Origin of the sequence: Kitasatospora sp. NPDC059571 (genome assembly GCF_042735675.1) — a bacterium.
Lineage (GTDB): Bacteria > Actinomycetota > Actinomycetes > Streptomycetales > Streptomycetaceae > Kitasatospora.
Genome location: NZ_JBHWBW010000215.1, coordinates 1 through 12,445 on the forward strand (window position 1 = coordinate 1; position 12,445 = coordinate 12,445).

The following is a 12,445-nucleotide window of genomic DNA, read 5'->3' on the forward strand; positions in this document are numbered from 1 at the left end:
GGGGGGGGGGGGGCGCGTGCGCGTGCCGAGGGGGCCGGGGACTCCCCCCGCACGGGCAGACGACGAGGCTCCCCGCGGCGTGGACGAGTCGGGTGGACTCGGTCCGCGCCGGGGAACGGGGTGGTGCGCGCCGTCAGACCGTGTGCAGGCCGTGCGCGGCGAAGACCGCACGGGCCGCGGCCGTCTGGTCGCCGGTGGGTTCCGGGGTGCCGGCGAGCGGGAACTCCTCGCCGATCTCCCGCCACTTGGCGGCCCCGAGCCGGTGGAAGGGCAGGACGTCGACCCGTGTGACATTGCCGAGTGCCGCGGTGAAGGCGGCGACGCCCTCGATGTTCTCGGCGGGGTCGGTCAGGTGCGGGACGAGGACGAAGCGGACCCAGACCTCGGTGCCGAGGTGGGCGAGGCGTCGGGCGAAGTCGAGGGTGGGGGCGAGCTCCCGGCCGGTGAGGCGCCGGTAGAGCGCGCGGTCCCAGGACTTGATGTCGAGCAGGACGAGGTCGGTGTCGGCGAGCAGCGCGTCGGAGGCGCGGGCGCCGAGGAAGCCGGAGGTGTCGAGGGCGGTGTGCAGACCGAGTTCGTGCTTGAAGCGGTGCAGGAGCTCGCCGGTGAGGGCGGGTTGGAGGAGCGGTTCGCCGCCGCTGATGGTGGCGCCGCCCCCGGCGGCGTGGATGAACTCGGTGTACTTGGCGGCCTCCTGGACGATCGAGTCGGCAGTCGCGCGGCGGCCGAGCCGCATGAGGCGGGTGTCGGGGTTGTGGCAGTACTGGCAGCGCAGCGGGCAGCCGGCCAGGAAGGTGACGAATCTGGTGCCGGGGCCGTCCACGCCGGTGGACAGGTCCCAGGAGTGCAGCATGCCGGTCACCGGGTGCGGGCCGCGCCCGTCCCGGGAGGGGCACAGCGGGAGAGGGGCGGCGCCGGCGGGTGCGGCGGGTTCGTCCATGGCGGGTTCTCCTTGCACGAGGGCGCGGTGCCGGCGCCCTCGGTCGGAGAGGGTGTCGGCACCGCGGACGAGTGGGCGCTGCTACAGCGCGTCGTGGAAGGTGCGGTTGATCACGTCGAGCTGCTGCTCCCGGGTGAGCCGGACGAAGTTGACCGCGTAGCCGCTGACGCGGATCGTCAACTGCGGGTACTTGTCGGGGTGTTCCATGGCGTCCCGGAGAGTCGCGCGGTTCAGCACGTTGACGTTCATGTGGAAGCCGCGGCAGGTCACGTAGCCGTCGAGCACGCCGACCAGGTTGGTGATCCGCTCCTGTTCGGTGCGCCCGAGCCCGTCGGGGGTGACGGTGTTGGTGAGCGAGATGCCGTCCTCGGCGTGCTCGTAGGGGAGCTTGGCCACCGAGAGGGCGCTGGCGACGTATCCGTGCCGGTCCCGGCCGTTCATCGGGTTGGCACCCGGGGAGAACGGCTCGCCGGCCCGGCGGCCGTCCGGGGTCGCCCCGGTCTTCCTGCCGTACACCACGTTGGAGGTGATCGTCAGCACCGACTGGGTGTGCTCGGCACCCCGGTAGGCGGGGTACCGGCGCACCTTGCGCATGAACTCCTCGACCAGCCTGACCGCGAGGGTGTCGACCCGGTCGTCGTTGTTGCCGTAGGCCGGGTACTGGCCCTCCACCACGTAGTCGACTGCGAGGCCGCTCGGGTCCCGCACCGGCCGGACGGTCGCGTACCTGATCGCGGAGAGCGAGTCCGCCGCCACCGCGAGGCCGGCGATGCCGCAGGCCAGGGTGCGCCGTACGTCCCGGTCGTGCAGGGCCATCTCCAGCCGCTCGTACGCGTACCTGTCGTGCATGTAGTGGATGACGTTCAGCGCGTGCACATAGGTGGCGGCCAGCCATTCCAGCTGCTCGTCGAACCTGGCGAGCACCTCCTCGTAGTCGAGGACCTCGGAGGTGATCGGGCCGGTCGCCGGGCCGACCTGGACGCCGGAGATCTCGTCGCGGCCGCCGTTGATCGCGTAGAGGAGGGTCTTGGCGAGATTCACCCGGGCGCCGAAGAACTGCATCTGCCGGCCGACCGGCATCGCGGAGACGCAGCAGGCGATCGCCGTGTCGTCGCCGAAACGGGGGCGCATCAGCTCGTCCGACTCGTACTGGATGCCGGACGTGTCGATCGACACCCTGGCACAGAACTCCTTGAAGCCGTCGGGGAGCTTCGGAGACCAGAAGACGGTCAGATTCGGCTCCGGCGCCGGGCCGAGGTTGTAGAGGGTCTGCAGATAGCGGAAGGAGGTCTTCGTCACGAGCGGGCGCCCGTCCTGGCCGATGCCGCCGATGGACTCGGTGACCCAGGTGGGGTCGCCGGAGAACAGCTCGTCGTACTCGGGAGTGCGCAGGAAGCGGACGATCCGCAACTTGATGACGAAGTCGTCGATCAGCTCCTGCGCCTGCTCCTCGGTCAGCAGGCCCGCCTCGATGTCGCGCCGGAGGTAGACGTCGAGGAAGGTGGAGGTGCGGCCCAACGACATCGCCGCGCCGTTCTGCTCCTTCACGGCGGCCAGGTAGGCGAAGTAGAGCCACTGGACGGCCTCGCGGGCGTTTCCGGCCGGTCCGGAGACGTCGTGGCCGTAGCCCGCCGCCATCTCCTTCAACTCGGCCAGTGCCCTGATCTGTTCGGCGAGCTCCTCGCGCAGCCGGATGGTCTCCTCCAGGCGCGCGCCGTCGTGGGGCAGGCGGTCCAGTTCGGACTTCTCCGCCTGCTTGACCTCGATCAGGCGGTCCACGCCGTAGAGCGGGACACGGCGGTAGTCGCCGATGATCCGGCCGCGGCCGTAGGCGTCCGGGAGCCCGGTGATGACGCCGGCCTTCCGGGCGGCGAGGATCTCCGGGGTGTAGGCGTCGAAGACCCCGTCGTTGTGGGTCTTGCGGTACCGGGTGAAGATCTTCTCCAGACCCGCGTCGACCGGGTAGCCGTAGGTCCTCAGCGCACCGGCGACCAGCCGCCAGCCGCCGGCCGGCATGATCGCGCGCTTCAGCGGGGCGTCGGTCTGCAACCCGACGATCAGCTCGCGATCCCGGTCGATGTACCCGGGCGCGTGCGCCGTGATGCCGGAGGGGATGTCGTGGGCCACGTCGTACACGCCCTTGGCGCGCTCCTCGGGAAAGCGGTCGGTGATCTGCCGCCACACCGCCGTGGTCCGCTCGGTCGGGCCGCTCAGGAATCCGCTGTCGCCCTCATAGGGACTGTAGTTGCGTTGGATGAAGTCGCGTACGTCGATGGCCTCGCGCCACCGGCCGCCGCGGAAGCCGTCCCAGGCGCTGCGGGCGGCCGGCTCGGTCTGCTGGACAGTCATGTTCCGTCTCCTGTGTCGGTTCCTCGGCCGTGCCGGCTTCGCCGGGGCCCGGCCCCGTCGGGATCGGCCGAACGGGCGGGCCGTCGGTCCTCAGTCGCGGTCCCCGTAGTAGGCCCGGCGCATCAGCGTCTGCATGTCGGCGAGCATCGGCATCCGCGGATTGGCCGGCGCGCACTGGTCCTCGTAGGCGTTCATCGCCTGCTGCGGGAGGGCTGCCAGGAAGGCCGCCTCGTCCACGCCGGCCTCCTTGAAGGAGCGCGGGATGCCCGCCCGGTCCCGCAGTTCCTCCACCGCCGCGGCCAGCGACTCCACGCCCTGCTCCGGGGTGTCGGCGGGCAGCCCGAGCGTCCGCGCGATGGCCTGGTAGCGCTCGGGGGCCACGTAGCTGCCGTACTTGGGCCAGCCGGTGACCTTGGCCGGCGCGGCACCGTTGTAGCGGATGACGTGCGGCAGCAGCAGCGCGTTGGTGCGGCCGTGGGCGATGTGGAAGGTGGCGCCCAGGGTGTGTGCCATGGCGTGCACCACGCCGAGGAAGGCCGAACCGAAGGCCATGCCGGCGATCGTCCCCGCATTGTGCATCTTCTCGCGGGCGAGCGGATCGGTCGGGCCCTCGGTGACCGCCTGCACCAGGTTGTCGAAGATCAGCCGGATGCCCTGCAGGGCCAGTCCGTCGGTGAAGTCGTTGGCGTAGACCGAGACATAGGTCTCGATGCAGTGGGTGAGGGCGTCGAAGCCGGTGTCGGCGGTGACGTCCCGGGGCAGGTGGGTGGTGAGCGCGGGGTCGACGACGGCCACGCTCGGGGTGAGCGCGTAGTCGGCCAGAGGATACTTCTGGCCCGTGGCCGTGTCGGTGATCACCGCGAACGGCGTGACCTCGGACCCGGTGCCCGACGTGGTCGGAATGCACACCAGCTTCGCCTTCTCGCCGAGGTCGGGGAAGGTGAAGGCACGCTTGCGGATGTCGAAGAACTTCTCCTTCAGGTCGGCGAAGTCGACCTCGGGGTGCTCGTACATCAGCCACATCACCTTGGCCGCGTCCATCGGCGAGCCGCCGCCGAGCGCGACGATGGTGTCGGGCCGGAACTCGCGCATCAGCTCCGCACCCCTGCGGACGGTGTCGATGCTCGGGTTGGGCTCGACGAAGTCCACCACCCTGACCTCGGCGGGCTCCCGGCGGCGGTCCAGGACGGCGCGGATCCGCTCCAGGTGCCCGATCTCCACCATGGTCCGATCGGTGACGACGACGATCCGGTGGGCGTTCGGCATGTCGGCCAGGTACGTGATGCTGTTGCGTTCGAAGTAGATCTTCGGCGGGACCTTGAACCACTGCATGTTCGTGTTGCGCCGTCCGATCCGCTTGATGTTGACGAGGTTCAGCGCCGAGACGTTGCCGGCCACCGAGTTGTGCCCGTAGCTGCCGCAGCCGAGGGTCAGCGAGGGCATGAAGGCGTTGTAGACGTCCCCGATGCCGCCCTGCGAGCTGGGCGCGTTCCAGATGATCCGGCACGCCTTGACCGCGTGACCGAACTCCTCGACGAAGGCGGCGTCCTCGGTGTGCACCGCCGCCGAGTGCCCGAGGCCGTTGAACTCCACCATGGCGGCGGCCAGTTCGATCCCCTGGCGACGGGAGTCGCAGGTGAGGACGGCCAGCACCGGGCAGAGCTTCTCCCGCGTCAGCGGCTCGGCCGGGCCGACCTGCCCGACGTCCGCCAGGATCACCGAGGTGTCGGCCGGCACCTCGAAGCCGGCCGCCGCGGCGATCTCCGGCGCACTGCGGCCGACCGCGTCGGCGTTCAGCCGCTCCCCCGCGCAGGAGTTCCCGTCGCCGGTGCCGAACAGGTGGCGCTCCAGCAGCGCCTTCTCCTCGGCGCTCGCATGATGCGCCCGCAGTTTCCGGAACTCGGCCAGGGCCGCGTCGCGAATCTCCGCGTCCAGGATGACGGCCTGCTCCGAGGCACAGATCATGCCGTTGTCGAAGGTCTTCGACAGCACGATGTCGTTCACCGCGCGCCGCAGGTCCGCGCTCCGCTCGACGTACGCCGGCACATTGCCGGCACCGACACCGAGGGCGGGCTTTCCGCAGCTGTACGCCGCACGCACCATCGCGTTGCCGCCCGTCGCCAGGATGGTGGCCACATCGGGGTGGTTCATCAGCGCGTGGGTGGCCGTCAGCGACGGCTCCTCGATCCATTGGATGCACGACGCCGGAGCGCCGGCCGCGACCGCCGCGTCCCGGACGGTCCGGGCCGCCTCGGCGGAGCAGAGCTGCGCCGAGGGGTGGAAGGCGAAGACGATCGGGTTGCGGGTCTTCAGTGCCAGCAGGCACTTGAAGATGGTGGTGGAGGTCGGATTGGTGACGGGGGTGATGCCCGCGACCACGCCGACCGGCTCGGCCATCTCCACGATCCCGTCGATCTCGTCCCGGCGCACCACTCCGACGGTCCTGGTGCGGGCCATCACGTGGGTGACGTTCTCGCAGGCGAAGACGTTCTTCACGGCCTTGTCCTCGAACAGGCCGCGTCCGGTCTCCTGCACCGCCAGCGCGGCGAGGCCGGTGTGCCGGGCCAGCGCCGCCAGGGAAGCCTTCTTGACGATGCGGTCGACCTGTTCCTGGGTGAAGTCCGCGTACTCCCGGAGCGCCGTCAGCGCGTCGGCGACCAGACGGTCCACGGCGGTGGGGGCCGGTGCGGGAGACGTCGGCTCCTCGGTCTGCGGAGGGCGGGGCATGGCGGGACCACCTTTCGGTTCGTCATCGGGGCGGCGGGCAAGGGCGGGTGCCGCTCGCGCTCACACCGACAGCCTTGTCGGGGGAGGGCGCCCGGAGAGGCGTCGGACGGGGTAGGCCCGCGGGGCCGAAGGTCCCTCGTCCGCGGTCCGTCCCGGGCGGCCCCGGGCCGCGGCGGCGTCAGTCACCGGGCACGATCGCCACCGGACAGTCGGCATGGTGCAGGACGGCATGCGCCACCGGTCCGAGCGCACCGACCCGCGCTGCCGGCCGGCGGCCGAGCACGAGCAGCCGGGCTTTGGCGGAGGCCTCCACCAGCGCCCCGGCCGGTGCGGCGTACTCGGCGTCCTCGACCACCTCGACCTCCGGATGGGCCGACCTCCAGGTCTTCAGGACCCCGGCGAGCAGCGCGGTCTCGGCGTCCCCGTCCCGCCCGGCCGGCCCGGTCGGCGGTACTGCGGCGGCGTGCAGGACCCGCAGGGGCAAGCCGTAGCGGTCGGCCGAGTCGAAGGCGAAGGCCAGCGCCGCCTCGGCGGGGCGGCGGGCGTCCACCCCCACCACCACCAGGTCGCGCGGCTGCGGGCCCGGCGGATCCGCTGGCAGCACCACCGTGGGACAGCCGGCCCGGGCGGCGACGTGCAGGGCGGTGGAGCCGACCCGCAGCTCCTGGAAGCCTCCGCTGCCGCGCGCCCCGAGAACGAGGAGCTCGGCGTCCTCACCGGCCGCCACCAGCATCGAGGTGACGATGTCGTAGACCTCCTCGGCCCGCGTCCGCAGGTGCGGGTGGCGCACCGCGAGGAGGTGCCGGGTCCGGTGGAGCAGCTCGGTGCCGGATCGGGCGGGAACGCCGGGGTCGGGCAGCAGGTGCGGCATGAGGGGCCGGGCGTGCAGGATCCGCAGGGTGCGGTCGCGCAGCAGCGCCTCGCGGGCGGCCCAGTCCGCGGCGGCCAGGCCGGCCTCGGAACCGTCGACGCCGACGATGACGGGCAGGTCCATGGTGCTCATCTCCTCGTGGCGGACCTCTGTCGCCGGGGTCAGCCGGTCCAGGTCCAGTCGGCGACCTCGGGCAGGTCGGTGCCGTGTGTGCGGATCCAGTCGTGGTGGCGGGTGCGCCGGTCGGCCATCTCCTGGCGGAGGGCGGCGGCGCGGGCCGCGAGACCGGGGACGCGGTCGATGACGTCCATGACGAGGCGGTAGCGGTCGAGATCGTTGCGGACCACCATGTCGAAGGGTGTGGTGGTGGTACCGGACTCCTTGTAGCCGCGCACGTGCAGGTGCGGGTGGACGGCGCGGCGGTAGGCGAGGCGGTGGATCAGCCACGGGTAGCCGTGGTAGGCGAAGATCACCGGTCGGCCGCGGGTGAACAGGGCGTCGAACTCTGCCTCGGGCATGCCGTGCGGGTGCTCCTCGGCTGGCATCATCCTGGCCAGGTCGACGACGTTGACGACCCGTACGCGCAGGTCGGGCAGGTGGCGGCGGAGCAGTCCGGCCGCGGCGAGCACCTCCTGCGTCGGGACGTCGCCGGCGCAGGCGAGGACCACATCGGGCTCGCGGGTGCCGTCGTCGGTGCCGGCCCATTCCCAGATCCCGGCACCGCGTGCGCAGTGGTCGCGGGCCTGTTCCAGGGAGAGCCAGTCGAAGCAGGGCTGCTTGCCGGCCACCACCACGTTCACGTAGTCCCGGCTGCGCAGCACGTGGTCGGCGGTGGCGAGCAGGGTGTTGGCGTCCGGCGGGAAGTAGACGCGGACGGCCTCGGGGCTCTTGTTCAGGACGTGGTCGACGAAGCCGGGGTCCTGGTGGGAGAAGCCGTTGTGGTCCTGGCGCCAGACGTGCGAGGTGAGCAGGTAGTTGAGCGAGGCGATCGGCGCGCGCCAGGGCAGCGTGCGGGTGGTGCGCAGCCACTTGATGTGCTGGTTGACCATCGAGTCGACGATGTGGACGAAGGCCTCGTAGCAGGAGAACAGGCCGTGGCGGCCGGTCAGCAGGTAGCCCTCCAACCAGCCCTGGCAGGTGTGTTCGGAGAGGATCTCCATCACGCGGCCGTCGCGGGCGAGGTGTTCGTCGCTCGGCACGGTCCCGGCCTGCCAGGCCTTGCCGGTGGCCGCGTAGACGGCGCCGAGTCGATTGGAGGCGGTCTCGTCGGGGCCGACGAGACGGAAGTCGCGGTGCTCGGCCGTGGCGGCCATCAGGTCGGCGAGCAGGTCGCCCAGCACCCGGGTGGGCTCGTGCTGGGTGGCGCCGGGCTTGTCGACCTGAACGGCGTAGCGCTCCGGCGCGGGCAGCGGCAGGTCGCGCAGCAGCAGGCCGCCGTTGGCGTGCGGGTTGGCACCCAGTCGGCGGGTGCCGCCCGGGATGCCGCGGAGCACCTGCTCGACGGGGCGGCCCTGCTCGTCGAACAGCTCCTGCGGCCGGTAGGAGCGCAGCCAGGCCTCCAGCTGGGCGAGGTGGGCGGGATTGTCGCGGACCTGGTCGAGCGGCACCTGGTGGGCGCGCCAGGTGCCCTCGACCGGCACGCCGTCCACCTCGGCCGGGCCGGTCCAGCCCTTCGGGGTGCGCAGGACGATCACCGGCCAGTGCGGGCGGCGGGTACTGCCGTCGGTGCGGGCCTCGTACTGGATCTCGGCGATCCGGTCGAGGGCGCGGTCCATGGCCTCGGCCATGGACCGGTGCACGGCCATCGGCTCGTCGCCGGTGACGTACAGCGGCAGGTGGCCGAAGCCGCGCAGCAGCGCGTCCAGTTCGCTCTCGGGCAGGCGGGACAGCACGGTCGGGTTGGCGATCTTGTAGCCGTTGAGGTGCAGGATCGGCAGCACCGCACCGTCGTGGACCGGGTCCAGGAACTTGTTGCCGTGCCAGGACGCCGCCAGCGGCCCGGTCTCCGCCTCCCCGTCGCCGATCACGCAGGCGACCAGCAGTCCGGGGTTGTCCAGTGCCGCGCCATACGCGTGGGAGAGCGCGTAGCCCAGTTCCCCGCCCTCGTGGATCGAGCCCGGGGTCTCGGGGGCGACGTGGCTGGGGACGCCGCCCGGGAAGGAGAACTGCCGGAAGAGCCTCGCCATGCCGTCCGCGTCCCGGGTGACGGACGGATAGGTGTCGGTGTAGCTGCCCTCCAGCCAGGAGTTGGCGAGTACGGCCGGGCCGCCGTGGCCCGGGCCCCAGATGCAGATCGCGTCCAGGTCGCGACCGGCGATCACCCGGTTGAGGTGGGTGTGCACGAGGTTCAGGCCCGGGGATGTGCCCCAGTGGCCGAGCAGTCGTGGCTTGATGTGCTCGGGTCGGAGCGGTTCGCGCAGCAGCGGGTTCGCCATCAGGTAGATCTGACCGGCGGCCAGATAGTTGGCGGCCCGCCAGTGGGAGTCGAGCATCGCCAGGTCGCTCTCGGACAGGTCACTCGGCGTCGTACCGGCGGTCATGGACATCGGTGCGATCTCCTCGGAGTCGGTCGGCTCGTGCGGCCGTCGGCCGCGGGCCGTACTCATCGTCACGCGACGCAGCCGGTCGGGCGCAGGGCCGACCGGGCCACATCCCGGCGGGCGGGACCGGGACGTGCGGCCCCCCACCGCGTTCCCGTGCAAGGTCCGACCCGCGGGAGGCCTCCCGCCGGGACCTACGGCCCGGGCGGGAGGCCTGCCCGGCCCTGCCCGCTGCCGCCGGCTCTCCCCCAGGCTGGCGGTGCCCTGCCCCTGCCGACCGGCGCAGGGGCGGACCGGCGGAAGAGTGGAGCGAGATGTGATCGACAGCGACCGCACGACGCAGGCCTACCTGGTCGGCGGCGGGATCGCCGCGCTGGCCGCGGCGGCCTTCCTGATCCGGGACGGTGACCTTCCCGGCGAGAACATCCACATCCTCGAACAGCTCCCGCTGGCCGGCGGCTCACTCGACGGGCAGGGATCGCCGGACCGGGCGTACGTCACCCGGGGCGGACGGATGCTGGAGGACGAGGCGTACAGCTGCCTGTGGGACCTGCTGGAGACGATTCCGACCCTGGACGACGAGGGTGTCTCGGTCCGTCAGGAGATCATCGACTTCAACCGGGCATGGCCGACCGACGCCAGGGCCAGGCTGATCGACCGCAACCACCGCATCCTCGACGCCTCCCGGCTGGGTCTCGACATGCACGACCGCCTGGAGCTGACCCGGCTGCTGGTCCTGCCCGAGTCGGTGATCGGACCACGGCGGATCGACGAGTTCTTCTCCGAGCACTTCTTCGCCACCAACTTCTGGGCGATGTGGCGCACGACCTTCGCCTTCCAGACCTGGCACAGCGCGATCGAGGTCCGGCGCTACTTCCTGCGCTTCCTGCAGGAGTTCCCGCGCCTCCACACCCTGGCCGGGGTGCGGCGCACCCGCCTCAACCAGTACGACTCCATCGTCCGACCGCTCACGAAGTGGCTGCTGGGGCACGGGGTGCGGATCGAGCACGGTGTCACCGTCACCGACGTCGACTTCGCCGACCGGGACGGCATCCGCCGTGCCGGACGTCTGCACCTCAGTCGCGGCGGCCACCGGGAGCTGGTCGAACTCGCCGAACACGACCTGGCGTTGATCACGCTCGGCTCGATGACCGCCGACGCCGCCCACGGCGGCAACGACACGGTGCCCGAGCTGATCCGGGACAAGCGCGACGGCGGCTGGACGCTCTGGGAGACGCTCTCCCGCAAGGCTCCGGACTTCGGCCGGCCCGCCGTCTTCAACGGCAACATCGCCGAGGCCGCCTGGGAGTCGTTCACCCTCACCATGCGCGGGCCCGAACTGGTGAAACGCATAGAGGAGTTCACCGGTAACGCGGCCGGTACGGGCGCCCTGATGACGTTCCGGGACTCGCCCTGGCTGATGTCGATCGTCGTCCCCCGCCCGCCGCACTTCGCCGACCAGCCCGAGGACGTGTACACCTTGTGGGGCTACGGCCTGTTCCTGGACCGGCCCGGCGAGCACACCGGCAGGACCATGGCCGAGTCCACCGGTCAGGAGATCCTGACCGAACTCCTGGGCCAGCTCGGCTTCGACGACATCGCCGAGCGGGTCCGCGCGAACACCGTCGTCACCACCGTGATGATGCCGTACATCACCAGCCAGTTCGCCCGGCGGGACGTGCACGACCGACCGAGGGTGATCCCGCACGGCGCCCGCAACTTCGCCTTTCTCGGCCAGTTCGTCGAGATCCCCGAGGACGTGGTCTTCACCGTGGAGTACTCGGTGCGCGGTGCGATGCACGCCGTCCGTGAACTGCTCGGCCTCGACCTGCCGATCCCGCCCGTCCACCACGCCCTGACGGAACCCGCCACGGTCCTCCGGGCCCTGCGGACCGCCTTCGCCTGACCGCCGGACCGACCTCGGCGCCGGCAGCACGCATCGCACGCCTCACACGCACCACCCTCGAGAGGAACCCGCATGTCCGACCACCTGCTCGCCGCCGTCGACGGCTCGGCGCAGAGCATCGCCGCCGCCCGCTGGGCGGCCGCCGAAGCCGTCCGGCACGGCCTGCCCCTGCGACTGGTCCACGCCCAGACCTGGCTCGACGACCTCCACGCCGACCCCGGCCGGCCCGCCGACATCCGCGCCCTCACGACGCGGATGCTCGCCGATGCCAAGCAGACGGTCCAGACCACCCACCCGGCCCTGGAGATCCGGGCGGAACTGCTCGGCGGCGGCGATCCCGTCGACGTGCTGACCGCCGCCGCCGCGAAGGCCCGCATGCTGGTCCTCGGCTCCCGGGGGCTCGGCGGCTTCGGCGGACTCCTGGTCGGCTCGGTCGGCCTCGCCGTCACCGCCCGCTGCGACGCCCCGACGGTCCTCGTACGGGCCGAGGGACCCCGGCGCCCCGGCCACCGGGACGGCGGAGAGGTGGTCGTCGGGGTCGACACCCGTGCACCGGCCGCGGAGGTCCTCGGCTTCGCCTTCCGCGAGGCCTCGCTGCGCGGGTCGAGGGTGCGTGCCGTGCACGGCTGGACCCCGCCACCGGTCTGGGGCTACGCGGGCTGGGTGCCCCCGCAGCCCGAGGCCGAGCAGTTCCGGGCGATCGAGGACGAACTCCTCACGTTGGCGATGACCGGCTGGCAGGAGAAGCACCCCGAGGTCGAGCTGGTCCGGGACATCCGGACCGGCAGCGGCTCCGCCGCCCTCGTCGACGCCTGCACCGGCGCGGACCTCGTCGTGGTGGGGCGCCGGCGCCACCACGGCGGGATGCGGCTCGGACCGGTCGCCCATGCCGTACTCCACCACGCCCAGGCACCGGTCGTCGTGGTCCCGCACGACTGACCCGTCCGGCCCCGCGAAGAGGGCGGTGGCCCCGGCCCGGCCGGGTGTCCACCGCCCTCTCACGCGTACCGGGCCCGGTCGAACCCCCACAGCCGCCGGGCCGGCCCCGCCTCCTACGAGGCGGGAGTGATGAGGCCGTAATGGCCGTCGTAGCGGTGGTACAGGACGTTGCC

At 71.9% G+C, this 12,445-nt stretch carries 7 protein-coding genes; 2 read left to right on the top strand and 5 right to left on the bottom strand.

Going from position 1 to position 12,445, the window contains the following annotated elements; all coding sequences use genetic code 11:
• Nucleotides 1-133 precede the first annotated feature (133 nt).
• From pflA to ACFV0G_RS22660, 5 genes are all read right to left on the bottom strand, one after another.
• Nucleotides 134-940, bottom strand: a complete 807-nt coding sequence (gene pflA / locus ACFV0G_RS22640) for a pyruvate formate-lyase-activating protein (protein WP_380550714.1) — start codon at nt 938-940, stop codon at nt 134-136.
• Nucleotides 941-1,021: 81 nt separating this feature from the next.
• Nucleotides 1,022-3,289 (bottom strand): formate C-acetyltransferase, encoded by a 2,268-nt coding sequence (pflB, locus tag ACFV0G_RS22645; RefSeq protein WP_380550716.1) that lies wholly within the window; start codon nt 3,287-3,289, stop codon nt 1,022-1,024.
• Nucleotides 3,290-3,379: 90 nt separating this feature from the next.
• Nucleotides 3,380-6,016, bottom strand: a complete 2,637-nt coding sequence (gene adhE / locus ACFV0G_RS22650) for a bifunctional acetaldehyde-CoA/alcohol dehydrogenase (RefSeq protein ID WP_380550718.1) — start codon at nt 6,014-6,016, stop codon at nt 3,380-3,382.
• Nucleotides 6,017-6,194: 178 nt separating this feature from the next.
• On the bottom strand, nt 6,195-7,019 hold the full coding sequence (locus ACFV0G_RS22655) for a universal stress protein (protein WP_380550721.1): 825 nt from the start codon (nt 7,017-7,019) through the stop codon (nt 6,195-6,197).
• A gap of 29 nt (nt 7,020-7,048) precedes the next feature.
• Nucleotides 7,049-9,433, bottom strand: coding sequence for a phosphoketolase (locus ACFV0G_RS22660; protein WP_380550730.1), 2,385 nt, complete (start codon nt 9,431-9,433; stop codon nt 7,049-7,051).
• Between the two features lie 310 nt (nt 9,434-9,743).
• Here ACFV0G_RS22660 and ACFV0G_RS22665 point away from each other — a divergent pair, with 310 nt between their 5' ends.
• Both ACFV0G_RS22665 and ACFV0G_RS22670 read left to right on the top strand, forming a co-directional pair.
• Complete coding sequence (locus ACFV0G_RS22665; protein ID WP_380550724.1) at nt 9,744-11,333, top strand: oleate hydratase; 1,590 nt, start codon at nt 9,744-9,746, stop codon at nt 11,331-11,333.
• Between the two features lie 72 nt (nt 11,334-11,405).
• Complete coding sequence (locus ACFV0G_RS22670; protein WP_380550727.1) at nt 11,406-12,272, top strand: universal stress protein; 867 nt, start codon at nt 11,406-11,408, stop codon at nt 12,270-12,272.
• Nucleotides 12,273-12,445 lie beyond the last annotated feature (173 nt).